The following is a 25338-nucleotide window of genomic DNA, read 5'->3' as shown; positions in this document are numbered from 1 at the left end:
CACTCATCCAGTGGCTGGACTATCAGCTCCTCTCTCACATAGACGGAGCGCGGGTGGTCTATCTGGTTGGTCTGCGCGTACTCGCGTGGGAAAACGCAGCGGTAGTGCGGCTTGCAGTTGTTCCAGCTGCCCTGCATGCGCCGCTCGCAGATGCCGCAGAACAGCAGCCCTCGGAAGACGTACGGACGAGGAGTCCGGCGAGGCTTACGCCCCTCCTGGGCGCGTCCAGGAACCGCCAGCAGCGCCTGAACCTGAGCGAAGGTATCGTCCTCCACCAGCGCCTCATGAGCCACCTGCTGGGACCAGATCCAGTTGTCCGATTCGTTCCAGCGAAGCTTGGTCATATGGCCGAGGGCGACGTCATTGACGTCGATGAGCACCTCATCCTTGCGCTGCCGGTTCCAGACCTGCCGACCGGTGTAGCGAGGGTTGAGCAGGATCGCTCGGACCGCCGCTTTCGACCACGCGACCCCGCTGCGATGGCGGTTTCTGGCCCGGTCGTAGGCCGAGGGGCACAGGATGCCGTCGCGCGTGAGCCCTTCTGCGATGGCGAGTAGTCCCTTGCCCCCGAGAAACTCGGCGAAGATGCGCTGAACCACAGGGCCGGTGAGCGGATCCGGCTCGAGGCGACGCAGGCGCTTGCCGTCGGCGGCCTTGGCCGGGTTGGGGTGTGGACCGGCATCGACCAGGCGATAGCCGTACGGTGGACGCCCTCCGAGATAGCGGCCCTCCACCTGGGCGAGTGCGGCCATGGATGTGCGAACCCGCAACTTGATGCGATTCCGCTCCCCCTTACTGATCCCGCCGAACATCGACATGATCAGCTCGTGGGCCTCGTTGACGGGATCGACAGGTCCCCCGACCTCGGGCACCCAGAGCGGGACGTCGAAGTGCTCGAACAGCGGGAAGGTCAGTCCGAACTGGTTGCCGTAGAAGGCCCGCTGCGGTTCACCGACCACGACGGCGTCGAACCCTCGTGCGGGGTTACTCAGCTCGTCCAGCAGGACCCCGGCCCGTGGCCTGCGTTGCGGCGGGATCGATCGTGACTTGTCGATGTCGAAGAACTCCGCGACGATCACACCGCCACAGGGCTCGATCAACGCTCGTGACCTGGATAGTTGCCAGTTCCTCGATGAGGTGGGGTCCTGGTTGTCCTCTGTGGACACCCGTCCCCAGAAGGCGAACGGGATCATTCAGTGTCCCTCGCTTCCTGCTGACGTTCTGTCAGCGCGCTGTTGCATTTCAGGAGGATCCGCAGGAGGGCACGAGCCGCTCCGGCGGTCAGACATGGGCCCTTCTCAGGAACCTCCACTCGCAGTTCGCATCGCTGCACGCTGGTCCCGGACCGTGCGGGCCCTGCAGAGTACGCCTCTGAGCCCGTTTCCGGAGGCCCTGAGCAGGCCCTTTGTAGCTGGTCAGACACCCTGGCCTCCTGAGTCAGCGAGGCGGGTGCGCGCCAGGTCGCAGTAGGCGACGTTGAGTTCGATGCCGGAGAAGGTGCGGCCGAGTTGCCGGGCGGCAAGGCCGGTTGTGCCGCTGCCCATGAACGGGTCCAGGACCTTGCCGCCCGAGCGGCAGCCGGCGGCAATGGCCCTGAGCGGGATGTCGATCGGGAAGGCCGCGAAGTGGGCCGCCCGTAGCGGGCGAGTGGGGATCGACCAGACGTCCCCGGGGTTCTTGCCGTCTGGGTGAGCGGCGGCATGCCGCCTGCCTGTGGGGCACATTGCCGCGCCATGGCGGGGGCCTGCCGCGTCCTGGCTGGTCATGCCGTACTTGCCGGTCGGCGGCCAGGCGGTTCTGATGCTGTTCGGCTTGTTGCCGCCTGAGCGTGCTCTCCTCGTGAGCGGGCGGTCTCCTGTGTACGGCTCGCGGATGGGATCCAGGTCGAACCCGTAGTGCCGCTGTTTGACCAGTAGGAAGAGCAGCTCGTACCGGTTGGTGAGGCGGTCTCGGACGGACTGCGGCATCGCGTTCGGTTTGTGCCAGACGATGGCGTTGCGCAGGATCCAGCCGTCCTCCTGGAGGGCGAAGGCGACCCGCCAAGGCATGCCGAGCAGGTTCTTCGGAGGAACCGACTGGCGGGCTCTGGGCCGCACGAGGGGCTGGCGCGGGTTGAAGGCCGCCCCGCGGGCACAGCCGTCGGGGTTGGCGGCGTAGACGTCGCCGAGGTTGAGCCAGCAGGTGCCGTCGTCCGCCAGGACCCTGCGAGCCTCCGCGAAGGTGGAGCGCAGGGTCTCCACGTACGCCTCGATCGTGGGCTCCTGCCCGTACTGGCCGTCGCAGTAGTACCGCAGCCCCCAGTACGGCGGGCTGGTGACGATGCAGTCCACCGAACCTGCGGGCATCTCGGCCAGCACCTGGCAGGCGTCGCCGTGGTAGATGGTCGCCTGCTCGTCGCTCCAGTACGGCTCGCGCAGCGCGGTCATCGGCGACCTCCCGCCGTGCTGGCCTCCCACACGATGCAGGAGTCACCGGCCGGCCGGAAGCCGGCGGCGCGCAGGCTGGTGCTCCGCTCATCGGGGCGGCTGAAGGCGATCAGTCGCCGGTAGCCCGCCGCCCTTGCTGCCCGCCGGGCAGCGCCCAGCAGGGCCGAGCAGGCGTTGGGCGTGCCGTCGGTGGACAGGCAGACGATCTCGGCCGTGACCTCGTCGTCGGAGCTCCAGCCGTCGACGAACACGACGCCCACCAGAGTTCCGTCATCGGTCTGGACACCGAGGACGATCTCGGCCTCGGCCTGTGGGGCGAGGTGGCGACGTGTCCAAGCGGTGAATGCCCGTGCGGTCTGAGTTGCGACCGGAGTAACCGTCAGACGCTGATTACGCAGCCTGAGCGGAATGGCCGGGCGGCCGTTGTGCGCGTTCGCGCGAATCTCATTGTGGTTCTCCATTTTCGTTGTCGGGACACGTTTTCCGGATGCGTGCCGCCCGGGGGCCCGAAGGATGGGCCTGGGTGGCTGGTGACCAGGCAAGCAGCAGGCTCAGAGTCCGCTCAGAAGCCAAGAGAGAGGGGCTCAGAAGTCACCCGGGCGTATGAGGTTCTGGCGAATTTCTGAGCGGATTCCCAGCTTTCTTCTCAGCCATTTCTGAGCAGGTGCGTACACCGGTTTCGAGACCACAGAGATTCTGCTCGATCGGGAGTACGACATGAGCGCTCATCGCCTTGATGAATCGCCTTTGGACACCGCGGAGACCTCGTTCCGGCTGCTGACCACCGGTCCGGGGAGCCTGTCCCTGGACTGCTCCCCGGCCGGCCTGCCCCGAGGTCCGATCGTGCTGATGAAGCTGCGCGAGTTGCTCACCAGCAATGAGGTAACCGATGACACACGCGATGTCGTCTGGCGGGAGCTGGTCCTGCGGGCTCGCCGATCCGGGCCGTCCTGGACGGTCGCGGCCGTCGGGATGGCGATGCCTGCGCTGCGCCGGATCGCGCTCTCGCTGACCCGCGACCTGCCCTGCGGGGACCCCGTGGATGTCGACATCGCGATCCTGGCGGGCTTCCTGCGGGGAATGCACCGTGTGGACCTGCAGCTGGCAGATATCCGCCCCCGCCTGTGCGAAGCAGCCCGCTGGTCAGGTGAGAGCACCCGTCGCTACATCGTCGGCAGGGCGCCGGCGAGTGAGCCGCCGCTCACGCCGCGCCCCTGGTACCACCCCGAGATGGCGCTGATCGACGCGATCGCCGACGGCGTGCTCACCGAACACGAGGCCGAGCTGATCAGCCTGACCCGGCTGGAGCACACACCCCTGCGCCCTCATCCCCTGACCGCTTCCCCGCCTGTTGGGGAAGCGCCCACGAATTCCGCATGGAGCCAGGCAAATCCGGATGCAGACCAGGCAACCGACAGCAAAGGAGGCGGGGACACTACCCCTGGCTCCGTGCGGATCTCCCCGAACCACCCGTCCGTAGCCGGGCGGGCCAAGCGGCGGCGCACATCGCGGCCGCCCCGGAGTAGGAAGCGACACCTGTGTGGCCTCGCGGCGCCGCTGATTGCCGCGGCGGCAATCGCGGTCCTGCTGATTGCCGTGGCGGCAACCAAGGCGCTTGCCGCGTACCCAGCGGCTGCCGCTCCCGCGGATCTGAACACGGTGTTCACCAACCTGCGGAACTGGCTGATCGGGCTGCTGGCCACCCTGGCAACGCTCATGCTGACCATCGGCGGGCTCCGCTACCTGATCGCAGGCGGCGACCCCGGAGAGATCCAGAAGGCCAAAGCAGCGCTCAAGGCATCGGCTTTTGGCTACGCCCTGGCCGTACTGGCGCCGCTGTTCATGAGCGTGCTCAGGCGAATCGTAGGCGGCTGATCCCGATGCCGCGCAGCGACCTCGTTTCTTCCGCCACCACCGTTTCTGGTCCGTTCTGCTTGCCGCGTCCACTCATCGGTATTTCCGCTGGGCGGACAGCGGTGCGGCTGGCCCTTGCCGCTGCCGTCGTCGCCGGTTCCGTTGCCGCGATGACGACTGCCGCCGCTGCCGCCACGCCATCTCCTGTTCCTGGCCCGTCCCCATCGCCGGGGGATGTCTCGATCGAGAATCCCGGAGGCGGGTTCGGCATCAGCGACTGGATCGCGGGCTGGATCAACTCGTGGTTCTCCAACTTGGTGGCGCTGGCGATCGAACCCATGCTGAAGGTCCTCGCAGTGACACTGCTCACCACCCCGGACGTCACTGGCAACGCCAGGGTGTTCGACCTGTGGAAGGCGAGCACTGTGATCGCCAACAGCGGGTTCGTTCTGCTGGCCACTATCGGTGCGATCGCGGCGATGGGGCATGAGACGGTTCAGACCCGGTACGCGGTCAAGGAAGTGCTGCCCCGCCTGCTCCTCGCCGTCCTGGCCACCAATACGAGCTTCACGCTCTGCGGCAAGATCATCGAACTCGCCAATGTGCTGTCGCAGGCCCTGCTGGGGCAGAACTTCGACGGCCGGCGTGCGTTGACGACGCTGCGATCCATGATCTTGCCACCGGCGCAGGACGAGAGCTTCTACATTCTGCTCGCGCTGGTCGCCGTCATCCTGATGGCCCTGCTGCTGATCGCCTTCGTGATGCGGGCCGCTCTGGTACTGCTGCTGGTCGTGGCCGCGCCGCTGGCGCTGGCCTGCCTGGCACTTCCTTACACCGATGGGCTGGCCCGGTTCTGGTGGCGGGCCTTCACTGGGCTGTTGATCGCTCAGATCGCCCAGTCCCTGACACTGGTGATGGCAGTACGGATCTTCTTCAACCAGGACGGGCGCCTGCTGCTCGGGCTCGTACCGTCCGGCCAGCTCATCAACCTGGTCCTCGCCATATGCCTGTTGATCATTCTGGTGCGCATTCCGCGCTGGATGTCGCGCCGGATCTTCGCTCAAACGGCGGGCCGTGGCTCATCGGTCATGAAGATCATCAAGTACGCCGTGGCGTACAGGTTCGCCTCACCTGTGCTGAGCGCGCTGCACCTGACACGAGGTACTCGCCGCCGAGCTTCCACTGGTGTCCGGGCAGGGCAGGGCATCCAGGGCAGAGTGCTGCCCCCACGCCGTCCACCCGGCCCCTCCACTCCAGGAGGCCCTGGCAGTTCGGGCACTCCTCGTCCGCCTGCCGGGCCGGCTCCCCGTAGCGGTCCAGGCCAGCGTAGTCATCACCCCAGCCACCAACGGCGCTCGACATTGATCACACAGTCATCGCCCACTCCGCCGAGCCACGGCACGAGCATGAGCGGCGCACCCCAACCGTGGTGGCAACCACCTCGTCCTTTCAACACCGGACCGGGCCAGGCACCACGCGGCCAGCACCTTTCCCAGCCTGGCCGCCCTCCAGTTCCACCGGCCGTGTTCCTACCGCCTGTCTATCCCGGCAGCACGACGAGCTCCGGGCGGCGTACTCCGCCTGGTGCAGGAGGTGAACGCAGGTGAGCTGGTCGGTACGGATCCCCGCTGACGTCGAGCAGCAGGACGACCGGATCGTCGGAGGGTTCACCGCGCGTCAGCTGGCCATTCTCGGCGGCACTGGGGCATTGCTGTACGTCGCATACCTGATCGCCGGTGAGCACATCGACCTGCTGGTGTTCGCTGCCGGATCTTTGCCCATTGCGGCGGCGGGGCTGCTGTTGGCGATCGGGCGGCGCGACGGTGTCCCGCTGTACCGGTACCTGCTGGCCGCGCTGCACCACCTGGTCTCGCCCAAAGCCCTTGCCTCCACGCCCGAGCAGGCGACGGCGGCTCCCGTGTGGGTGACCGCTCGCCCTGGTCCCAGGTCTGCGCCACTGCGGCTGCCTGCTCGCGGGGTGATCGGTGACGGGTTGATCGATCTCGGACCGGACGGCGTCGCCGCTGTGGCCGAGGTGTCCACGGTCAATTTCGCCCTGCGCACGCCCGAGGAGCAGGACGCGCTCGTGGCGACCTTCGGACGCTGGCTCAACTCACTGTCCGGCCCGGCGCAGATCCTGCTGCGCGCCCAGCGGGTGGATCTCGCTCCGACGGTCAACCAGTTGGTGGAGGACGCCGGTGCCCTTACTCACCCCGCGCTGGCGGCCGCCGCGCACGAGCACGCCGCGTTCTTGGCTGATCTGTCCGCCCGGCATGACCTGCTGCGCCGCCAGGTCCTACTGATCGTCCGCGAACCCGCCGACGGCGGACAGGACGCGGCGGCGGCCCGAGCGCTGCGGCGGGTGGAGGAGGCCGCGCGACTGCTCCCAACGTGCGGCGTCACTGTGCAACTCCTGAGCACTGAGGTCACCGGCGCCGTGCTGGCGTCGTGCTTCGACCCGGCGGCACCGCCCCTGCGGGCCGATCAACTCGCCGGAGCCGACGAGGTCATCACAAGGGGAGAACACCGGTGAGACTCCGACGTACGAAGTCACCTCGTAGCCAGCTTGGTCCGGAGGCAATCCTGGTCAGGCCATCCCATCTACGGGTCGGAGGTGGGCTGTGCGCGACGCTCGCCGTCAACGGGTATCCGCGAGAGGTCGCCTCCGGGTGGCTGGAGCCCTTGCTCACCTATCCCGGCCGTCTGGACGTGTCGCTCCACGTGGATCCGGTGCCGTCCCTGGTGGCCGCCGATCGGCTGCGCAGACAGTTGGCCCGGCTGGAGTCCGGGCTGCGCAGCGATCAGCAGCACGGGCGTCTCCTCGACCCAAGCGCCGAGGTGGCCGCGGAGGACGCCCAAGAGCTCGCCTCCCGAATCGCACGCGGACAGGCCCGGCTGTTCCGCGTCTCGATCTATCTGACCGTTCACGCAGCCACCCAGAACGAGCTGGACGAGGCGTGTGCCCAGGTTCGCGCGCTGACCGCGTCGCTGCTCCTGGACGCCCGCCCGGTCGCATTCCGCCAGCTGCAGGGATGGGTGTCCTCGTTGCCGGTGGCCTTCGACAACCTCAATGCCACCCGCACGTTCGATACTCCGGCCCTGGCCGCCGCGTTCCCATTCACCAGCCCGGACCTGACCGCCGCGACGGGGCCAACAGCCGTCCTATATGGGGCGAACGCGGCTAGTGCCTCCCTGGTGACCTGGGACCGGTTCGCCCAGCCCAACCACAACTCGGCGATCATCGCCAGCAGCGGGGCCGGCAAGTCGTACCTGGCCAAGCTGGAGGCGCTGCGCTCGCTGTACACCGGGGTCGAGGTCGCGGTCATCGACCCAGAGGACGAGTACGCCCGGTTGTGCGAAGCCGTGGGCGGCGCCTACCTCCACCTGGGCGCGCCCGACGTACGGCTCAATCCCTTCGACCTACCCGCCGACGGACGAGATGCGCTCACCCGCAGAGTGCTGTTCCTGCACACGTTGGTCGCCATCATGCTCGGGGAACCGCTGGACAAGACGGGCAGAGCCGCACTGGATCGGGCCATCCTCACCGCGTACAAGCAGGCAGGAATCACCTTCGACCCGGCCACCTGGGACCAGCCCCCGCCGTTGATGCGCGATCTGGTAACCGCTCTTACCGAAGATGGATCCGCTGAGGCTTCCGAGGTGGCCGCTGGGCTCATGCCGTACGTGACGGGCAGCCACCGCCGGCTCTTCGATGGACCCACCACTACCCGGCCCGACTCCCACCTGATCGTGTTCTCTCTTCGGGACCTGCCTGAAGAGCTGAAGGCCGTCGGCACGCTGCTCACCCTGGACGCCGTCTGGCGGCGCGTGTCCAACCCCGACCTGCGGCGTCCGCGACTGGTCGTGGTTGATGAGGCGTGGCTGCTCATGAAGGACCCGGAAGGGGCGAAGTTCCTGCTCCGGATGGCGAAGGCGGCCCGCAAGCACTGGGCCGGGCTGTCAGTGGTCACCCAGGACGCGGCCGACCTGCTCGGCTCCCCCGCTGGGCAGGCGATCATCGCCAACTCTGCCACGCAGATCCTCCTGCGGCAGGCACCCCAGGCCATCGACACGATCACTGACGCCTTCAACCTGTCAGAAGGCGAACGCCAGCTCCTGCTGTCCGCCGACCGCGGCACCGGCCTGCTCGCCGCGGGCTCCGGCTCCTCCCGGGTCGCCTTTCACGTCCTGGCCAGCCCCACCGAACACCGCCTCGTCACCTCCTCCCCTCAAGAACTCGCCCAGTACGAAGAGGAGGATCTGTGACGCTCTACGACCCAGACGCCCTACTGAACCTCGGGCTGGTGTGGCTCCGGACACACGGCCAGCAGGTCGCGATCTTGATTCTGTCCAGCGTGCTCGTAGCGAGTCTGGGCCGGTTCCTGCTCGTACGGCTGCGCCACCACGCCGCCGCCCAAGGAGCACGCTGCCTGCAGATCTTGGCCCCACCGGTCGCGGACCTGCACGGCGCCGAAGCGCTGTGGAGCAACCTGCTCGGTCTGCTACGCCCAGCCTGGAAGCGAGTCCTCTTCGGCCAGCCGCACCTGACCTTCGAGTACGTCTTCGGTGCTGGTGGGGTGCGGATCCTCATGTGGGTTCCCGGCACCGTCCCGCAGCACCTGGTGGACCATGTGGTCGAGGCCGCCTGGCCCTCCGCGCGTACGACCGTCGTGGAGGCGACCACGCCGGTGCCGTTGAGGGGGCGTGCCACCGGCGGGTGGCTGATGATCGCCCGACAGGAGCGGTTGCCGATCCGGCACGACCACGACCAGGACCCCCTCCGTGCCTTGCTCGGCGCGGGGGTGGGCATGCCAGCCTGGCAGCACGCCACAGTGCAGATCCTGGTCCGTCCCGCCACCGGCCGCCGCCTCTCCCGCCCAGGGCTCCCTGTGACGCTGCTGCGCGCCGCCCTCGACCTCGCCATCCCGGGGCATGCTCGCCAGCACCGGGAGTTGGATCACGCCCTCCGGCTGGAGCATTACGCCGAGGCCCGCGCCATTCGAGACAAAGCCCTCCGACCCCGCTATGAAGTGGCCATCCGCTACGCCGTCCAAGCGGACGATGACAACGCGGCCAAGCTGCGCCGCCAGGCCATTCGCGGGCGGGCGCACGCGATCGCCGCCGCATTCGCCCTGTACTCCGGACACAACCGGCTGGAACGGCGCCGGCTGCTTCGACCGGCGCAGGTGCTGGCGTCACGCCGTCTCGGGCGCGGCTTCCTGCTGTCGATCCCCGAACTCTCCGCGCTCGCGCACCTTCCGACCGATCCTGCCGTCCCGGGCCTGCAACGAGCCGGCGCGAACACGGTCGCCCCCACGCCACGAGTCGCCCAGCACGGCAAGGTGCTCGGAACCGCAGACGCCGGCCACCAGCGCCCCGTCGCGCTTCGCGTGCCCGATTCCTGCCATCACGTGCACATTCTCGGCCCGAACGGCACCGGCAAGAGCACCCTGCTCGCCCAGATGATCCTTTCCGACATCCAGGCCGGACGCGGCGTCGCCGTCATCGACGCCAAAGGCGACCTGGTCGCCGACCTCCTCGGCCTCATCCCCGAAACCGCCGGGCAGCGCATCGCGCTCATCGACCCCGACGACCCTCATTCCCGGCCCGCGCTCAATGTTCTGAGCGGCCCGAACCAGGACACCCTCGTGGACAATCTGGTCGGCATCTTCCACAAGATCTACGCCGACTCATGGGGGCCACGCAGCGACGACATCCTGCGGGGCTGCGCTCTCACCCTGTCCCGCAGCGGCGGAACCCTAGCCGACATCCCCTCCCTGCTCACCGACCCCCACTACCGTCACCAGCTCACCGAACGCCTGAACGACCCGTTCCTGGCCGGTTTCTGGACCTGGTACGAACGCCTGTCGGAGCAAGCTCAGTCCCACGTCACCGCGCCGATCATGAACAAACTCCGGGCGTTCCTGCTCCGCCCTTTCGTCCGCGACATCCTCGGCTCCGCCCAATCCACCTTCGACATCGGTGACGTCCTGAACGGCAAGATCCTGCTCGCTCGCCTACCCAAAGGCGTCCTCGGCGACGACACCGTCCGCCTGCTCGGCTCACTCCTGCTCGCCCAGGTCTGGCAGGCCGCCTCCCACCGCGCCCGCCTCGGCCACAGCCGCGCCCCCTCCGCCCTGTACGTCGACGAAACCCAGAACTTCCTGAATCTCCCTCGCGCCCTGTCGGAGATGCTCGCCGAAGCCCGCGCCTACGGCCTCTCGATCGTCCTGGCCCACCAACATCTGGCTCAGCTCCCCCGCGACCTCCACCAGGCCATCAGCTCGGACGCCCGCAACAAGGTCTACTTCTCGCTCTCTCCCGAAGACGCCCGCGAGACTGAACACCACTTCAGCCCGTACCTCACCCGCCACGACCTGGCCAATCTCGGCGCCTACCAAGCCGCCGCCCGCCTCATCGTCCGTTCCGGTGAGACCCCGCCCTTCACCCTGCGCACCCGTCCCCTCCCCACCCCGGATGCCGACCTCGCGCAGCGCGTCCGGGCCGCCGCCGCCCAAGCCCACGGCCGTACCCCGGTCCGTCCCAAAGCCCTGCCGCACGACGACCCGCGGCAGCAACCCAACACCGAAGGAGACGCTCACCCATGAACGAGCACTACACGCCCGCCGTCATGGCCTCACTCGCCACCCAACTCACCAGCCGCGACCGGCGCCTGCTCCGCCTCGTCTGGACCCACAAGGTCCTGACCAGCCACCAAATCACCCTCATCGCCTTCAACGACGCGACCACGGCACGCCACCGCCTGGTCAAGCTGCATCACATCAGCGTCCTGAACCGCTTCCGCCCCAAACCGCCGGCCGGTTCCGCCCCTTGGCACTACGTGCTCGGCGAACCTGGGGCCGTCGTGCTGGCCGCCGAAGACGGCACCGAGTTGGCCGAGTTCGGCTACCGCCGCGACCGCGTCCTGTCCATCGCCTACAGCCAGCGTCTGGCCCACACCATCGGTACCAACGACGTCTTCGCCCACCTGTCCGGCACCGCACGCCAAACCAGCGGATGCCACCTGCACACCTGGTGGCCAGAAGGACTCTGCGCCACCCAGTGGGGAACGCACGTCCGCCCAGACGCCTACGGTCGATGGACCGAGAACGGCCGAACGGTGGACTTCTTCCTCGAATACGACACGGGCACCGAAACCATCGGCCGGGTCGTGGCCAAGCTGGACGGCTACGCCGCCCTCACCGCAGCCACCGGCATCACCACACCCGTTCTGTTCATGACCAGTTCCGCACGCAGAGAGAGCACCCTGCAGGACCGCCTCCAACTGCGCGCCATCCAGACTTCGGTACCCTGCGCCACCGCGGTCACCGACTCCAGCCCACATGGTCCCGTCTGGCTCCCCCATGACCGCCGAAGCCAGCGGCTGCGGCTGGCCGAACTCGCCAGCCACTGGCCTCAACCGGGCGCGCCCTGTTGATCGCAGAAACCGGTTTGGCGCCGATCATCACCGCAGCCGCCGGCCTTATGGGCGCCGTCGTCCTCCTCGCCGTACTCGCCGGAGGCGCCCGCCTCACAGCCATCACGACCGTCGCAACGTGCGACGACACCAGCCAGCCAGGGCAACCTGAACCCCTCTCAGCGGAACCATGTGGACGACGCCCCGCCGTGATGCCTATTGAGGGGCTGGCTGAACCGGGGCATGGTCTGATCGCCGTGCAGGCCGCGCTGCTCATGCGCGGCGTCCCGTATTCCTGGGGCGGCGGAAACGCCAACGGGCCGAGCTTCGGCATCGAACAGGGCGCCCACATCCGCGGGTTCGACTGCTCCGGTCTGGCCGAATACGCCTGGGCCAAGGCCGGAGCCCGAATCGGTGGACACACCTCCACTCAATGGAACGCAGGTGTCCGAGTTCACAGAAGCCAGATCCGCCCAGGAGATCTGATCTTCTTCGCCACCAACCCCGCCCGTCCGGCGACTATCCATCACGTAGGCATCGCCGTTGACGCCACCCGCATGGTGCACGCCCCCTCCACCGGCAGCACCGTACGCATCGTTACCTGGGCGGGCGTTCCCTACCGAGAACACGAATTCATCGGCGTCATCCGACCCGCCACCATCCGCACAGCCGCGAGCCATACGACGCCGTAGACACGAAGATGAGGACGCCGCTCTGCCCTCCCGCCGACATCCTGGCAGCCCTCATCAACAGGCGGTAAGCTCGCGTCGACTGGCCTCTATCTGCCTTTGTTCACAGATGTGAAGTCGGTCAAGGGCCGGTTCCTCAGAGCCGGCCCTTACTCTTCGGCCAGGAATCGCTGCAGCAGAACGAAGCCGGGCATGGTCTCCGCCGGCCGGACGCCGACATCGAAGATTTCTGGGTCTTCGAACACGGGCTCTCCGTTCGGGCGACGCACGTACGCCACCCGTCCGTAATCGACACCGTCTTCCCGGTCGAAGCTCATCCAGGTGATGGCCTCTTGCTCCCCCTCCCGGAGAGGGTGGTTGGAGACGGCCCGGACGGCGATCGTGCTCGGCGGCTTGAACAACCACACTTGCGGAACGGCCAGCACCCAGCGAACGGCGTCGATCTCCAGGGCCCTCTCCGCCGCCCTGCTCTCGATCGCCTCCGCCGATTCAGCGTCGCGCAGGTAGTCGTAGTAGCTCAGAGCAAGCTTGTCCCTGCCCTCCATGGCGACGATGGCCGGACACTCCCGGGCCATGATGTCCTCCTCCATACGCTCCACCGCGTCAAACAGCAGATGCGCCGTCGCCTCGTTCATGTTGTCTCCGCCCGCCTCGTCCGCAGCATCAGCCAGGGTTTCAGAAACCGCCGGACGCGGGCTCAGAACTCACGAAGCTTTCGCAGTATGGCGTCAGGACTCTGGCGTTCTGTCAGAACCAACCAGGGTGCTGGAAGGCATGGACGCGCTGTGGCCGGGCCGTCGCCAACGCGCTCGGGTACGCGGTCAGAACGAGCTCGTCACCGCTCCAGGTGGTGGGGCCGGATAGTGGTGCTGGTGGCGTGCAGTATCACGTCGCGGACGCGGAGGAGATCCACGTAGCAACGGGCGCACCGGATCAGCCGCATCCGGTGTCCGGACCAGCGGTTGATGTGGGTGGCGTCCGTCCACAGGTGGGTGTCCCACAGGCACCCCATGCACGTGATCACGTCGGCACCGGTCGGCATCGGAGCCAGCCAACGCGTAATCACGTATTCGCGTTCTGCGTCCGGGTCGGCCGCTGAAGCCAGCGTTGCCGTGTCGTCTCGGACTTCCCCGATCGCCACGATCCGCACAACGCGCCCGCCATCGGCAACGGTCAGATCTCCGACCGTCATGCTCGTCTTCCTCCTTGATCTGGGACGACGGACATAGGTGCCAGGAGACGCCCGGCATCTCGGCACAAGCTGCGGAATTTCAGCGCGACGACTTGCACCGAGGGCCGACAGCGCTGGACAGCAACTTGGATCTTGCTGCCGGACCGAAACCCGGTTTGCCAGGCGCGAAGCGCGCGCTGTTCTGTACTTCTGTGTCGTTTCTCACGAGGACGTGGTCGGCGCCGCCGGGCATACCGGGCAGCAGGTGCGCGGAAGTTCCTCGCAAGGGGGTACGTCCACAACACGGGTCTCTCCCTTCGGTCGGCTCCCGGCACAGGCCAGGAGCCGCACCACGTCATCAGCGGGGTTTCAGACAGAGATGGTGAGTGAGCGGTCCAGCACCTTGGAGAGGGCGCTCAGGGTGTCGCGGTCGAGTTCGTCGACTCCGCCGGTGACCGCGCGCAGCATGTTGCGCTCGGCGCGGTCGGCGCCGCGTACCTGCTGTTCGTGGTGGGTGAAGGTATTGACTGCCTGCACCACACCCCAGGCCGTCCCCTGCCAAGGCGACACCCTCGGGTCGTGGTTCCAGAGTCTGGTCAGAGTGTCGCGCTTGTTCTCGGCCATGGTCCGGCTGCGACCTGGACGGTTGGGCATCGGGACGTGCGCCTCCAGGAAGGCGTTCCACTGCCATCGGCTTACCGGGACCCGGCACAGGTCTCCGACGGCCCGTGAGAATGCGTCGGCCAGGGTGTAGACGATGTTCAGTGCTTCACGTGCCTCGGTGATCCGGAACTTCGAGTGCCGCGAGTGCTTGATCTTGACCTGCTGGCCGCGTTCGGCGAGCCCGGCAGCCATCGTGTTGTCGCACACGATGTTGGTCACCGCTCGCTTGAAGGTGGTGGCCAGGGACCCGTCGAAGGAGGTGGCCCCGAACAGATGCGGGCGGAACTCCACCCCTTCAGGCGTCTGGATGTTGTCGGGAACCTCGACCGACACCCAGGCGACCGCGCCGCCCTTCAGCAGGCCAGCCGAGCCGATCGACAGATCGGAGTCCAACAGGCGGGATATGTTGCCGACCAGCCATTCCACGTACGGGTGTGGTTCGTAGCCGTCGGAGAAGACCCCCATGACGTGGCCGTTGTCGCTGCGCAGGATCGCCTGCCGTCCGGGAACCTGGGCGAGCCCTCCACGTGGATCCTCCACGTAAACCGGGCTGGAGAGCGCCTGCCAGCCGAACAGGCGTCGCTTGACGTCATCGACCGGGATCGGGCCTGTGTAGTGGTTCGGCTCCTCTCCCTGCATGCTGGCCCGGTAGTGCCAGGCGGTACCGCGTTTGTCGGTGTGGCCGATCAGCGTGTTCGCGTTCAGCCACTCCAGGGACTCACTGGACATGATGCGCTTCCTCTCTTTCGGCCGGGCTGAAATGAGAAAGGCACCGGCGGAACCGGTGCCCGTCGCTACGTCTGGCGCGCTCATGTGGAGCGCTGGTTGATCGCGTACGCGACTCGTTCGGCGAGTTCGCGGTCCGCGTTGCGGATCTCGATGCTGGTGGCGTGGTCGCGCACCTCGAAGACCCCGTACATGCAGCCGAGGCGCCAACGGATGACGGCTTCCTGCTCAGCTGCGGTGACGGTGTTGCCGGGCAGGAAAGCCGCCAGGGTTTCCACCAGGTCGGACCGCTCGGCGTGCATGACCGCTCTGGCATGGTGCCGCTTGAGGTCGCGTAGATACCTCGGCAGGAGCCGGCGGACGATCTTCTTCGCGATGTGCTTCGGCCCTCGCCTGGTGGTCACGGTGATCGAGCGCCCTCTCAGATCGGGGGATTCGATGGGATAGAGCCCCGTCACCACAATCCACTCTGTTCGTCCCATCAGTAGGTGCACAGCCAGGCGTGCGCCGTCGGGTCCCATCAGGTACGGCGTCCCCCAGAGCGTCTGCGGGGCGAACCCGTCCAAGTGCCTGGCGATCATGGGCACCAGGTCGTTCACGTTGAGGTTGTCCATCGAAACCCTCTCGCTTCGGTGCATGGCGGGATAGCAGTCGTTGATCGCTTGCTGCGCCCTGTCTCAAGGCGCGGCGGGCGGCGTGATGCGGCGTGCATGGTCGGCGAGCCGGTTCAGCCTGCCGACAGGGCGATCACCAGCCCTCGGGAAGCAGCGGCCAGGCAGCCGAAGGGCACTCCTGTACCTGTGCGGTGATGTCGTCGGCCAGTTCGCTCCAGTCGCGAGCGAGCACCTCGGTCGGTGACAGCCCCACCATGAGCCCTTCTATGAGCAGAAGCGCGAGACTGTAGCGAGGGTTGGCTGACAGCGCCCGTTCGAGCGCGATGCTCGCCAGCGGCCCGTCTCCCCGGCACATCGCGGCGAAGGCCAGAAGAGTCGCGGGAGCAGCTGCGAACGCGGACTGGACCTTGCGTGTGACCTCGGTCCACAAGCGCACGTGCGTCGCGATGTCGTACTGCTGCACGTAGGTCATGGCCATGTCGCGTACGGGCTTCGCGGTCAGGCACACGCCGAGCCAGGCCACTGCCTCAGGGCCGAGATCATCCCCGGCCTGGACTTGATCCAGAGCAGCGACGACCCGTTCCACACTTTCCGCGAACCACTCACCGCCCGCCTTGCTTGCTTCCTTCGCCTGAGAGCACACCTCCCGCGTGACGCTCTGGGCGCGGTCCTGATCGAGCCCTTGGGGCGGATCCAGGGTTGCGGCCAAGGCCGCCCGGTCGGGGAACGCGTGTCTCCCGGCCACCACGGCCGCAGCAGCGGGCGCGCTACAGGACGGGTCCACCGGCACCCCCTCCGGAGGACAGCAGGCGATATCCGTGCAGATGTAGGACCAGTAGCGGCCGTCATCGACGCGGATCGCCTCAACGATGACGATCCCGGCTCCGTGAACGGCCGCCCTGGCCGCGTCCATCATCGGCGTGACACTGGAACCTGGTCCGTAGCCGACCAGCAGTGCCTCGCTAATGTGATTACCCTCCAGCACCTTGACCAGATGCGCCGTCCGCTCCGCCATCTCGGCCGAGTCCTGAGCCAGATCCAGGCGCACGACGCCCGTCAACTTCTCGTCGTCGATCACCACCGCCACCAGACTTTTGGAGGGGTGGAACCCGAGCAGGTAAGGCACGATGCCGACGACATCGGCCAGTTTTCTGATCGTGATGGCGTGGGTGAGGTCGGATGCAGCGCTCATGGGAAACCTCCAGGGGCATGAGAAAGCTCCGGCCGATGACCGGGATGGATGAGACGGATTCAGCACCGCGCTAACACAGGCGCCTGCTGCACGGGATCGCTGAGCGCGTTACACACTGCGCCGGTTACAAGCACTGCGACGTTGTAACCTCGCGAAGTTGCTCTCACTTAAATACGGTGAGCGAATCAGCTCAACCGTCCGCGATCGGAGATTTCCTTTCACGAGAATCCGAGGATGACAGCAACACCGCTCACGCCAGGCGCGTAGCAGCGCGTCTCGCTCTCATCTAAATACGGCTACTCCGACTGCCGAACCGTCCACACCGTCGGCCTTTCTTCGGAGCGCTTCCCTCTCGGGCGTTCATCGCACGGGAAACGCCACCAGGAAAAGGGCCTCAGAAGTGCTCTGAGGCCCTTTTCCTGGTCCCTTCGGTTACTCCTCCGAGGATCCGCCGTCGTACGTGAGGGTGCCCCTGGCGTCGTCTATACGCTCGGACAACTCCCTCCACTCCGCGCGCGCCGCGTCACGCGCCCGGATCACGGCCCGCCGGGAACCGTACGCACCGCCGTACCGCTTCTGAGCGACCTTGCTCAGAATCCCCGTCCGCCCCAGATCATCTGCCTGTGCCGCGATCTCCATCACGTCTCGAAGGACCGGGAAGTCCTGACCATCTCCGAACGCCTGCCGGAAGACGACCGCACTGTTCTGAGCAGCGCAGAAAGCCGTAGCCGCCCTCGTGACGTTCTCCGCGCGCGGTACCGGCCGCATGAGCTGAGCACCGGGCGTGGCATCGAGTTCGCTCGGAGGCACGTCGACCCGGTAGCCGTTCCGCGCGGCTGCGTCGCGAACGGCCCACCTGCGCAGCGTCGTACGCGAGATCGTCGTCTCGCCCCCGTCGCGCCGGACGTAGACCCACGCGGGAGCCTCCGCTGTGCTTTCAGGAGCCTCACAGCACGAAGCGGAGATGTCCCTGAGCCGTTGAGCGAAGAGAAGAACCGCATCTTGGGTGACGTCATCCGAAACGTCGTCGGTGCCATACGGCGCATGCCCCTGCTTGACGATCGTGGCGCTTCCGTCCATTCGCTTACGGGATCGCGTGGCGTCCACCGTGCGGCAGTAACCGCGCGCCAGCCGTTGAATATCCGCCCAGTCCTCCGGCGCCACCCGCGCCATGTCTTCCGGCGTGAGACTCTCACCGGGAACGTTGGAGAAAACGCTCTTGCCAGAAGTCGAGTACGACATGATCTGCCTCCGTTTTCTGCGACACACTTTGCGTCGCACTGCCTTTGTTCAATTCAATTAAATCCCGGAACGGAGCACGGATCAACGACATTCGGCGAGTCTTTACCAATATTCCCAGAACCGAATAACGGCAGACCGGAGGCGTCGAAGCGCGAAAACAGAGAAAGAGGGAGGCCACCAATTCAAGCCATCCAGAGAAACAATGAAAACAAATCAAGAAGAGAAAAGAATACAGTGTCGACGAATGAGTCGGATTAAATTCAGAGCGCCGAGAGGCGCGCACCTCTTCTGAATGCTGGGGTACACCAGCACAGTCGGGGCGGCGACCGGCCACCCCTCATGCCGCGCCGACCAGGGGTTATGCGGCAGCCTCGGTCGGCCACCCAAAAGCGGCCGCCCATCGGCCTACGACCGGTCATTCGACTGGCTGAGACTGGACGGCGTTCCCGAACTGCTCCTACGGGCGAGACGATGGCTCCGCGATCGGGTCGCGCATCGCCACCAACCCGGCAAAGCCGCTTCGGCCCGGCCGTGCACGGCCTCCTCGACACCATCCGCGAGGGGCACCCCGACAAGCCCCTACTGGTGGTGTCGCCGATCCTCTGCCCGATCCACGAGCAGACGCCGGGTCCGGGGCGGTCGACTTCAGCACTGGGACGCTGCGGTTCCGGGCGACAGGCGACCCGGCCGAGCGTGCCGCGGGGAAACTGACCCTGGAAGCGGTGCGTGAAGAGCTGGCGCGCATCGTGGCACAACGCGCGAAGGACGACCCCCAGCTGTTCTACCTCGACGGTCGCGAACTCTACGGCGAGGCGGACGCTGGCGAGCTCCCCCATGCCCGACGAGCTCCACCCGGACACCGCGACCCATCGGCGTATAGGCGAGCGATTCGCCGGGCTGACCTTCGCCGGAGGGGGCCGTTCGAGGCCTGAGGCGCCCGGCCGGGATGCGGGAAAACGGGCACCCACCCTGGTTGAGAGGACCCGCCGACGGCCTCCGAGCCGGGCTGATCGACGCCCTGACCCACCTGTGCGCGCGCACGTGGGGGACCACCGGTCGGGCCGCGGGTAGCTTCGGCTATCGGCTCGCCACGTCCTCTACCGCGAGCAGCCCGGCGAGCCCGAGGAAGCAGATACCGCTGCCGAGATCGATCCTGCTGCGGGTCCTGGCGGAGATCCCGGTGGCACCGATCCGGCTTCCGATCGTGATGTAGCCGAGGCCTACGAGGAGCTCGATGCCGAGGTAGACCGCCCCGAGCAGGGCGATCCGCAGGTCGGCCCCGGGTCCCGGCTCGCCGGCGAACTGGGGCAGCAGCGCGGCGAACAGCAGCAGCGCCTTGGGGTTGCTGATCGCGACGACGAACTCGTTGCCGACCAGCGGCCACACGCCCCCTCCGCTCGGTGCGGGTGGTGCCTCCGCGCCCGACAGCGCCTGCCGGGCCTGCCACAGGCTGGAGATCCCGAGCCAGGCGAGATAGCCGACCCCCACCCACTTGATCACGGTGAGCGCTGTGGCCGAGGCAGCCAGCGTGGCGCCGAGCCCGGCCACGACCAGCCCGACGAGTACGACGAACGCGGCCAGACGCCCGCCGATCCCGGCGAGCGCGGCCATGGTGCCGTGCCGCACGGCGTTGCTCAAACCGAGGAGCTGGTTCGCCCCGGGGATGAGGGACACCAGCAGGGCTGCGGGTACGAAACCAATCCAGTTGGTCACGACTGTCTCCTGGGCTTGACCTTCAATCTCGGTCGGTGCGGTCCATGGCCGTGGTGGTGGCGGTGCTCGGGTCCTGGCGAGGTGGGCCTACAGGTTGTCCGAATAGAAGTCGGCGAGCCGGTCGACGGCGGCGTCGACGTACTCGGGCTCGTCGTACATCTCGTAGTGGCCGGCGCCCTCGATCACCATGAGATCGACCGGGTTGGGTGCCAGTTTCCACAGTTGCATGCCGGACTCGTAGGAGCCGGTGTTGCCGATGCGTCCGGCGAGGATGACCTGCAGCGGCTGGGTCATGAGCTGATCGACCAGGTGATACGCGTCGTAGCCCAGCAATAGCGAGTCGCTACGTGCGAGGCGGCGGTTCGTCGAGTGCTCGTTCCTGCCCCGCTCGGTGCGGTAGAAGGTGATTGCCTGGGTCGTGTCGATGTCGGTCAGCCCGGCTGCGACGGCGTCTTCCAGGGTGTCGGGCAGCCAGTTCGCGCGGGTCAGTTCGCCGGTGCGGGTTTCCTCGATGCGCGCGTCGGCCATGGTGTCGAGCGCGGCCGCCGGGCCGTCCGGCTGGAAGCTGCGGAACGACGTGCCGATGTTGCTGGGGACGACCGTGCCGACTGCCTTGATGCGGTGGTCCGTGCGGGCGGTGTGCACCGCGTAGCCTCCGCCGGCGCAGATGCCGAGGACGCCGATGCGGTCCGGGTCGATGCCGGGGATCGCGCTGAGTGCGTCGATCGCGTAGGAGATGTCCTCACCGCGGCGATACGGGTCCTCGAGGTCGCGGGGTTCACCGCCACTCTGCCCCTGATGGGCGGGGTCGAACACGAGCGCCGCGATTCCCCGGGCGGCGAGGCGGGATGCGTAGTTCGCGCCGATCTGCTCCTTCACGCTGCTGCCGGGGGTGGAGAGCACGACGGCGCGCAGTGTCTCGGCTTCGCCACTGCCGTCGGGCAGGTAGAGATCGGCCGCGAGTTCGAATGGCCCGCGCGGGATCGCGATGTGCTGAAGCACGTGGGGACGCCTTTCGCGTAGGATTTGTTCGGTCATCGGCCAGTCCGAAGTCCATACTAGTTCAATACTGAACTAGTATAGAACTGTACCACTTGAGGGGTCCGCGTGTCGGTCAATGCCGCTCAGCTGTGGACGCTGAACCATCGCTTGCTGACCGTCGTGCTGGACGCCTGCGGCGACGAACTGGCCTCGCTCGGGTTGGACCCGAAGGAGTTTTTCGTGCTCGCCGAGGTGGCGGCGTCGCCGTATCCGGCCGAGTTGGCGGCGGCGCTGGTGATCCCCAAAGCCAGCGTGACGGTCTACGTGCGCAGCCTCGTCGCGAAAGGATTCCTGCGACGCGAGATCGACGACACGGACCTGCGGCGCCACCGGCTCACACTGACCGCCGAGGGGGAGGCGGCACGGGACCGCGCGCTCGCAGCACTCGCGACGGAGTTCGACCGCAGGCTGGCGAGGATTGAGCCTGGCGATCGCACCGAGCTGCGGCGGATCCTCCTGGCGCTGCTCGAGCCCGCGCAATAACTCAGCTACTCGCTACGGGGCCCGGCCATGCAACTGGTGGTGTGCGGCTGTGAGCAGGGCGGTTATAGTCGGCCTCGGAGAAGCTACGGCGTTCTCCCTTACGACCCCGGTGGATGATCACCCGGTAGAACAGGGGGCTAAGCGAACCGGGCCGGCAGCAGACCACAAGGGCGATCGAGACCCGGCCTGATCCCTTACCCGACACGGCAATCACGGGTGTGTGTCCGCGGCGGGACCAGGTGCGGGCCTTCGGGGGACGCAGGGCTTGCCCTACCTCGTCCTCACCACAGACCCATGCCCCGGTCTCCGCCGCTAACCTCGAACCTTCGCCCAGGTCTCGGTCCGCCAGGCGATGATCGCGTCCTCGTCGCGTTCCACCGCGCGGTGCGCGGGGACCTGAGGGCTCCAGTCGATGCGGTGCAGCAGGTAGGAGGTGCCGCGCAGGGTGTAGGACACGTGGAACAACCGCCCGATCAACCGGGGCACCCGGGCTAGGGTCCAGCGCTGGTCCTCACTCCACCCGTACGCGGCGGGACCGGCATCCAGCGCGGTGGCCGGCCGGGCCTGCTGGAGGAGGCTCAACCGGCAGCCGGCACGGGTCCGCCCGGTCCGGTCGAGGCCAGCGCCGCAGTCCCACCCGCGTGCCAGCGGCGGCGCCACTGATAGGCGGACTTGGTGCTGACCCACAGGTCCCCAGCGACCTGAACCGGGGTGATGCCGTGTTCGAACAATGCTGCGGCGTGCAGGCGGACCTGCTCACGGCGGGCCCGTCCCGAGGCGGTCAGACCGCCACCATCCGGATACCTCCGAACCCTAGTCTCGGACCCACGCCAAGGAAAGATCACGCCAACACGCCGCTGGTCACCGGACCAAGCCAACGAACTCGCAGCCACGACGGCCGCGGTCTTCCCGACCATGCGCGACTACCGACGATGGTTACAGGAGCAGCTGACTGAGCGGGTGGATGACGTATCGCAGTGTGTATGCCTCCCATACCGCGCCGACTACGAGCAGTGCGAGCGCCGGCAGCGCCAGCAGGCCGATCCTCTGCACACCTCGGACGTATCCCTGGCGTCGGTTCTTCGCGTCGATGGTGTGGGGGAACAGCCAGTACCTGCCTAGGAGAAGGACGCCGAGCAGAAGAAGCACGTAGGCCTGGAACTCGATGACGAAGGTCAGCGAGTGGGGGATGAGCGCCACCCACCCCTGGGGGGAGGTTGGAACGAGCGTGATGCCGGTCTCGACCGCCCAGTAGCCGAAGAACGCGAGCCCCGCGAAGGGCACGATGAGCGACGGCAGCACGATGGTCAGCAGGCCGAGTCGGAAGAGGTTGACGCCGAGGATCGTGAGCGCGAACAGCGGCGGGATGTTCACCAGCTCGCGCACCAGCTCGCCGGTGCCGTCATCCTCCAAGGCAGTGGCTCGCGCCGCGGTGAGGTCGGGGAAGATGAGTCCGATCACGAACCCAATGATCGCGAGGCCGTACGCCACCGCGTTGATGATGAGGTAGACGTGCATGTTCTCACGGATGACCCGGAAGGGTCGCCGCCGAAACGGCACGTGGGCGGGATGCTCGATAGGAGCCGGACCGGATGTCATGCTCTCTATCGCATCCCATTGGCTGCCGCACGTGCAGGGGCGTGGTGTCACCAGAAGATATGACACCACGTCACTACCCAGGCCGCGCGGTGGCGATGATCGTGGAAAGACCATGAAATCCCCGACCTCGCGCTCAAGGCGATCATCGTCCTGTCCGCGACTGTTTTCTTCTCCTACATCGGGCTGTGCTACTTCGACTATGGCCTCTTCACGACGCGCCCTGAGACGGTCACGGGGTTATTCACCCACAATGGGGTTCTACAGTATGCAACGCTCGCCCTCGTCGTCGCGGCACTGATCGCGAAGTCCCGGTTTGGCCGTGCGATCAAGCGGCAGGAAGCAGAGAAGCGGATCTGACCATCGACGACCACGCGCAGCATGATGCCCCGACCGATACCCGGATGCGTCGGGTGGCGATGGTCACTGTCGTCGCGGCGATCGCGCCGGAGCGGCAGCAGATCAGGAGGCCCAGCCATAGGGCTGGGCTCGACGTCAGCCTCCGCGTACCGGCGGCGGGGATCCGGGCATTCGATCTCGCAGGACGTCAACAGCGTCGCAACCGTCACGGGTGGTTCTCTGTTCCGTTCCAGTTGGCACCCGGTCAGGACGAGGCTGCCGTCAGGGCTTGTAGCTCGGCGTCCGACAGGTGCAGGTCCTGCGCGGCGAACAGTGCTGGCAGTTGCTCGACGGTGCGTGCGGAGGCGATCGGCGCGGTCACAGTCGGTTGCTGCGCGAGCCAGGCCAGCGCCACCGTGGCCATCTCCACTCCTCGCGCCGTCGCGACCTGCTCCAACGCGTCGAGCACCTTCACGCCGCGTTCGGTGTCCGCGTAGCCGCCAGCGAGTCCGGGCAAGTGACGCGGAGAGCCGTTCGGGGCTGATGTTGGAGGTCGCGATGGCGCGCACCTTGCCAGCCTTCACGAGATCGTCGAGCGCGGCGATGATCTCGTCGACCGGAATGGAGTCTTCCCGGTCGAAATGGGTGTAGTAGAGGTCGATGTGGTCGGTGCGCAGTCGCCGCAGGGACTCCTCGGCGGCGGCTTGGATGGTGGCGGGCGCAAGGCCCAAATACTGCCGGTGGTCGCCGGCTTTGGTCGCGACGACCACCTCCTCGCGGTTGTGACGGGGGCGAGCCAGTTGCCGATGATGGTCTCGGACTAGCCCGGTTCCGTTGCCCTGCTCGGGAAGTAGTTCATGTACGAGTCGGCGGTGTCGACGAAGTTGCCGCCCGCGGCGAGATAGGCATCAAGCACCGCGAAAGACTGTGTTTGGTCGGCGGTCCAGCCGAAGACGTTGCCACCGAGACAGAGGGAGGAAACGCGGAGGTCGGACGAGCCGAGGGGGCGAACCTCAGTCACGTCAAGCTCAACAGGAGCTCCGCACCTGACATTCCGCGGGCGCGTCTCACGCGTCACGTCATGGGGTTGCGTAGCCATTTGTTGCGTTCAGCGCAACGTCGGGCGGTGTCGACGACGCTCGCAATGGCCGGTGACGGATCGTTCGCGGGCCACAGCACGGAGAGTTCTGCCATGATCAGCGGATCGACGACGTCACGAACAACAATGCCGGGGCTGGTCTTCGCGGCGTGCTCAGCGAACGATGTCGGGGCCAAGCTGACCTCGCGTCCGCTGGAGAGCCGGGCGAGCATGGCGTTCACCGGTGGTTCGTCGAACGCGCAGATATCGGGTGAGAAGCCCGCCTCGTGGCACGCGGCGACGATGGCGTCGTAGTACGCCGGGGCGTGGTGGCGGGCGAACAGCAGCAGCGTCTCGTCGCGGAGGGCCGTCACCGGGATCCTCGGTGCGTCAGCGAGGCGGTGGCGAGCGCTGAGGACCGCGGAGACGGGCTCTTCGCGGAGGAGCTCGCCATTTACCCCGTCGAGGGGCTGCGGTGAGAGAGCGAGACCGGCGTCCAGGTCGCCGGCACGGAGACGTTCGGGAATCTCGGCACTGAAGAACTCTCGAGCGTCGACCAGGACGTCGGGATGGTCTTCCCGGAGGGTGTCCAGGAGCGCCGTGAGCGTGTCGAAGCTTGTCACCGGTGTGTATCCCAACCGAATCGTCGTCGCGATCCCTGCCCCGGCCAGCCGGGTGAGCTGCACGGCTTGCTCCAGCGCGGCCAGCGCTTTCGGCGCCTCGCGAGCCAGTGTCCGGCCTGCGGCGGTGAGCTGCACGCTACGGCTCGAACGCACGAACAGCGGGGTTCCGAGGGTCTCCTCGAGCTTGCGAATCTGATGACTCAAGGATGGCTGAGCGATGTAGAGACGCGTGGCCGCGCGACCGAAGTGGAGTTCCTCAGCTACGGCCATGAAGTAGCGGAGGACACGGGGGCTGACATCGATAGACAAATCCTACCGCTGGAGGTCCGGACAAGTCTTGGACGCCCGCCGGATGGCCGCCGTAGTGTCGTTCTCACGACGCGGGAGACGTTCCAACGTGCCCCGGCGAGCCTGGTCGGAGCCGGTTTCGGTTCGCGTGACCGGCCGACAAACCACCTCAGCCTCGCAAGG

Annotated in this window: 24 protein-coding genes and 3 pseudogenes; 9 read left to right on the top strand and 18 right to left on the bottom strand. The window is 67.1% G+C overall.

Translation table 11 applies throughout. From position 1 onward, the window contains the following. Positions 1 to 80: 80 nt before the first annotated feature. From ABZX61_RS10910 to ABZX61_RS10900, 3 genes and pseudogenes are all read right to left on the bottom strand, one after another. A pseudogene (locus ABZX61_RS10910) lies at positions 81 to 1193 on the bottom strand (recombinase family protein); the annotation flags it as partial. Positions 1194 to 1415: 222 nt separating this feature from the next. After that, on the bottom strand, positions 1416 to 2426 hold the full coding sequence (locus ABZX61_RS10905; protein ID WP_355193470.1) for a site-specific DNA-methyltransferase: 1011 nt from the start codon (positions 2424 to 2426) through the stop codon (positions 1416 to 1418). Then, positions 2423 to 2887 (bottom strand): XF1762 family protein, encoded by a 465-nt coding sequence (locus ABZX61_RS10900; RefSeq protein WP_355193469.1) that lies wholly within the window; start codon positions 2885 to 2887, stop codon positions 2423 to 2425. Before ABZX61_RS10900 ends, ABZX61_RS10905 begins: the two co-directional genes overlap by 4 nt. 256 nt (positions 2888 to 3143) lie before the next feature. Here ABZX61_RS10900 and ABZX61_RS10895 point away from each other — a divergent pair, with 256 nt between their 5' ends. From ABZX61_RS10895 to ABZX61_RS10865, 7 genes are all read left to right on the top strand, one after another. Continuing rightward, complete coding sequence (locus tag ABZX61_RS10895; protein WP_355193467.1) at positions 3144 to 4301, top strand: hypothetical protein; 1158 nt, start codon at positions 3144 to 3146, stop codon at positions 4299 to 4301. 5 nt (positions 4302 to 4306) lie between these two features. After that, complete coding sequence (locus tag ABZX61_RS10890) at positions 4307 to 5887, top strand: conjugal transfer protein TrbL family protein (RefSeq protein WP_355193465.1); 1581 nt, start codon at positions 4307 to 4309, stop codon at positions 5885 to 5887. After that, a complete protein-coding gene (locus ABZX61_RS10885; RefSeq protein WP_355193463.1) occupies positions 5884 to 6813 on the top strand; it encodes a PrgI family protein in 930 nt (309 codons plus the stop codon). The genes ABZX61_RS10890 and ABZX61_RS10885 overlap by 4 nt, the downstream gene beginning before the upstream one ends. A 149-nt stretch (positions 6814 to 6962) precedes the next feature. After that, entirely contained in the window at positions 6963 to 8546 is a 1584-nt protein-coding gene (locus ABZX61_RS10880) for a DUF87 domain-containing protein (protein ID WP_355193461.1), read from the top strand. Further along, positions 8543 to 10888, top strand: coding sequence for a TraM recognition domain-containing protein (locus ABZX61_RS10875; RefSeq protein ID WP_355193459.1), 2346 nt, complete (start codon positions 8543 to 8545; stop codon positions 10886 to 10888). The genes ABZX61_RS10880 and ABZX61_RS10875 overlap by 4 nt, the downstream gene beginning before the upstream one ends. Then, positions 10885 to 11718 carry a replication-relaxation family protein gene (locus ABZX61_RS10870; RefSeq protein ID WP_355193458.1) on the top strand — a complete coding sequence of 278 codons (834 nt, stop codon included), beginning with the start codon at positions 10885 to 10887 and terminating at the stop codon, positions 11716 to 11718. Before ABZX61_RS10875 ends, ABZX61_RS10870 begins: the two co-directional genes overlap by 4 nt. Continuing rightward, positions 11715 to 12389 (top strand): NlpC/P60 family protein, encoded by a 675-nt coding sequence (locus tag ABZX61_RS10865; RefSeq protein WP_355193456.1) that lies wholly within the window; start codon positions 11715 to 11717, stop codon positions 12387 to 12389. Before ABZX61_RS10870 ends, ABZX61_RS10865 begins: the two co-directional genes overlap by 4 nt. Positions 12390 to 12535: 146 nt before the next feature. Here ABZX61_RS10865 and ABZX61_RS10860 read toward each other — a convergent pair whose 3' ends face one another. From ABZX61_RS10860 to ABZX61_RS10835, 6 genes are all read right to left on the bottom strand, one after another. Then, positions 12536 to 13021, bottom strand: coding sequence for a hypothetical protein (locus ABZX61_RS10860; RefSeq protein WP_355193454.1), 486 nt, complete (start codon positions 13019 to 13021; stop codon positions 12536 to 12538). Positions 13022 to 13221: 200 nt separating this feature from the next. Then, positions 13222 to 13578, bottom strand: a complete 357-nt coding sequence (locus ABZX61_RS10855; protein ID WP_355193452.1) for a hypothetical protein — start codon at positions 13576 to 13578, stop codon at positions 13222 to 13224. Between the two features lie 348 nt (positions 13579 to 13926). Continuing rightward, positions 13927 to 15033: a DUF932 domain-containing protein gene (locus tag ABZX61_RS10850; RefSeq protein WP_355193450.1), complete on the bottom strand. Its 1107-nt coding sequence runs from the start codon at positions 15031 to 15033 to the stop codon at positions 13927 to 13929. After that, complete coding sequence (locus tag ABZX61_RS10845) at positions 15030 to 15560, bottom strand: hypothetical protein (protein ID WP_355193448.1); 531 nt, start codon at positions 15558 to 15560, stop codon at positions 15030 to 15032. Before ABZX61_RS10845 ends, ABZX61_RS10850 begins: the two co-directional genes overlap by 4 nt. Positions 15561 to 15693: 133 nt before the next feature. Next, positions 15694 to 16752, bottom strand: coding sequence for a DUF4192 domain-containing protein (locus ABZX61_RS10840; RefSeq protein ID WP_355193446.1), 1059 nt, complete (start codon positions 16750 to 16752; stop codon positions 15694 to 15696). Between the two features lie 432 nt (positions 16753 to 17184). Next, positions 17185 to 17994: a hypothetical protein gene (locus ABZX61_RS10835; RefSeq protein ID WP_355193444.1), complete on the bottom strand. Its 810-nt coding sequence runs from the start codon at positions 17992 to 17994 to the stop codon at positions 17185 to 17187. 519 nt (positions 17995 to 18513) lie between these two features. Here ABZX61_RS10835 and ABZX61_RS10830 point away from each other — a divergent pair. Continuing rightward, a pseudogene (locus ABZX61_RS10830) lies at positions 18514 to 18888 on the top strand (lipase); the annotation flags it as partial. Between the two features lie 183 nt (positions 18889 to 19071). Here the strand turns inward: ABZX61_RS10830 and ABZX61_RS10825 are convergent. Next, the gene (locus ABZX61_RS10825; RefSeq protein WP_355193442.1) at positions 19072 to 19707 is read right to left on the bottom strand and encodes a LysE family translocator; all 636 of its coding nucleotides are present in this window, start codon (positions 19705 to 19707) and stop codon (positions 19072 to 19074) included. Positions 19708 to 19794: 87 nt separating this feature from the next. Then, positions 19795 to 20709: an alpha/beta hydrolase gene (locus ABZX61_RS10820; protein WP_355193440.1), complete on the bottom strand. Its 915-nt coding sequence runs from the start codon at positions 20707 to 20709 to the stop codon at positions 19795 to 19797. A gap of 105 nt (positions 20710 to 20814) precedes the next feature. Between ABZX61_RS10820 and ABZX61_RS10815 the strand changes: the two genes are divergently transcribed. Then, complete coding sequence (locus ABZX61_RS10815) at positions 20815 to 21231, top strand: MarR family transcriptional regulator (RefSeq protein WP_355193438.1); 417 nt, start codon at positions 20815 to 20817, stop codon at positions 21229 to 21231. 312 nt (positions 21232 to 21543) lie between these two features. Here the strand turns inward: ABZX61_RS10815 and ABZX61_RS10810 are convergent, their stop codons facing one another. The 7 genes and pseudogenes from ABZX61_RS10810 to ABZX61_RS10780 all read right to left on the bottom strand — a co-directional run bounded on the left by ABZX61_RS10810 (position 21544) and on the right by ABZX61_RS10780 (position 25176). After that, the gene (locus tag ABZX61_RS10810; protein WP_355193436.1) at positions 21544 to 21813 is read right to left on the bottom strand and encodes a winged helix-turn-helix domain-containing protein; all 270 of its coding nucleotides are present in this window, start codon (positions 21811 to 21813) and stop codon (positions 21544 to 21546) included. After that, a complete protein-coding gene (locus tag ABZX61_RS10805) occupies positions 21810 to 22148 on the bottom strand; it encodes a helix-turn-helix domain-containing protein (RefSeq protein WP_355193434.1) in 339 nt (112 codons plus the stop codon). Before ABZX61_RS10805 ends, ABZX61_RS10810 begins: the two co-directional genes overlap by 4 nt. 19 nt (positions 22149 to 22167) lie before the next feature. After that, on the bottom strand, positions 22168 to 22749 hold the full coding sequence (locus tag ABZX61_RS10800; RefSeq protein ID WP_355193432.1) for a stage II sporulation protein M: 582 nt from the start codon (positions 22747 to 22749) through the stop codon (positions 22168 to 22170). 682 nt (positions 22750 to 23431) lie between these two features. Beyond that, entirely contained in the window at positions 23432 to 23683 is a 252-nt protein-coding gene (locus tag ABZX61_RS10795; protein ID WP_355193430.1) for an aldo/keto reductase, read from the bottom strand. A gap of 67 nt (positions 23684 to 23750) precedes the next feature. Next, a pseudogene (locus tag ABZX61_RS10790) lies at positions 23751 to 23936 on the bottom strand (aldo/keto reductase); the annotation flags it as partial. Between the two features lie 50 nt (positions 23937 to 23986). After that, entirely contained in the window at positions 23987 to 24265 is a 279-nt protein-coding gene (locus ABZX61_RS10785) for an aldo/keto reductase (protein ID WP_355193428.1), read from the bottom strand. Next, a complete protein-coding gene (locus tag ABZX61_RS10780) occupies positions 24241 to 25176 on the bottom strand; it encodes a LysR substrate-binding domain-containing protein (protein ID WP_355193426.1) in 936 nt (311 codons plus the stop codon). Before ABZX61_RS10780 ends, ABZX61_RS10785 begins: the two co-directional genes overlap by 25 nt. Between the last annotated feature and the right edge of the window lie 162 nt (positions 25177 to 25338).

It is taken from the genome of Nonomuraea sp. NPDC003709 (assembly GCF_040610775.1).
GTDB lineage: Bacteria > Actinomycetota > Actinomycetes > Streptosporangiales > Streptosporangiaceae > Nonomuraea > Nonomuraea angiospora_A.
This window is presented reverse-complemented; position numbering and strand designations above follow the sequence as displayed.

Coding starts and splice junctions, on each gene's coding strand:
- ABZX61_RS10905 (WP_355193470.1), bottom strand. CDS start 2,426: ATGACCGCGCTGCGCGAGCCGTACTGGAGCGACGAGCAGGCGACCATC.
- ABZX61_RS10900 (WP_355193469.1), bottom strand. CDS start 2,887: ATGGAGAACCACAATGAGATTCGCGCGAACGCGCACAACGGCCGCCCG.
- ABZX61_RS10895 (WP_355193467.1), top strand. CDS start 3,144: ATGAGCGCTCATCGCCTTGATGAATCGCCTTTGGACACCGCGGAGACC.
- ABZX61_RS10890 (WP_355193465.1), top strand. CDS start 4,307: ATGCCGCGCAGCGACCTCGTTTCTTCCGCCACCACCGTTTCTGGTCCG.
- ABZX61_RS10870 (WP_355193458.1), top strand. CDS start 10,885: ATGAACGAGCACTACACGCCCGCCGTCATGGCCTCACTCGCCACCCAA.
- ABZX61_RS10860 (WP_355193454.1), bottom strand. CDS start 13,021: ATGAACGAGGCGACGGCGCATCTGCTGTTTGACGCGGTGGAGCGTATG.
- ABZX61_RS10855 (WP_355193452.1), bottom strand. CDS start 13,578: ATGACGGTCGGAGATCTGACCGTTGCCGATGGCGGGCGCGTTGTGCGG.
- ABZX61_RS10850 (WP_355193450.1), bottom strand. CDS start 15,033: ATGAGCGCGCCAGACGTAGCGACGGGCACCGGTTCCGCCGGTGCCTTT.
- ABZX61_RS10845 (WP_355193448.1), bottom strand. CDS start 15,560: ATGGACAACCTCAACGTGAACGACCTGGTGCCCATGATCGCCAGGCAC.
- ABZX61_RS10840 (WP_355193446.1), bottom strand. CDS start 16,752: ATGAGCGCTGCATCCGACCTCACCCACGCCATCACGATCAGAAAACTG.
- ABZX61_RS10835 (WP_355193444.1), bottom strand. CDS start 17,994: ATGTCGTACTCGACTTCTGGCAAGAGCGTTTTCTCCAACGTTCCCGGT.
- ABZX61_RS10805 (WP_355193434.1), bottom strand. CDS start 22,148: ATGGTCGGGAAGACCGCGGCCGTCGTGGCTGCGAGTTCGTTGGCTTGG.
- ABZX61_RS10800 (WP_355193432.1), bottom strand. CDS start 22,749: ATGCACGTCTACCTCATCATCAACGCGGTGGCGTACGGCCTCGCGATC.
- ABZX61_RS10785 (WP_355193428.1), bottom strand. CDS start 24,265: ATGGCTACGCAACCCCATGACGTGACGCGTGAGACGCGCCCGCGGAAT.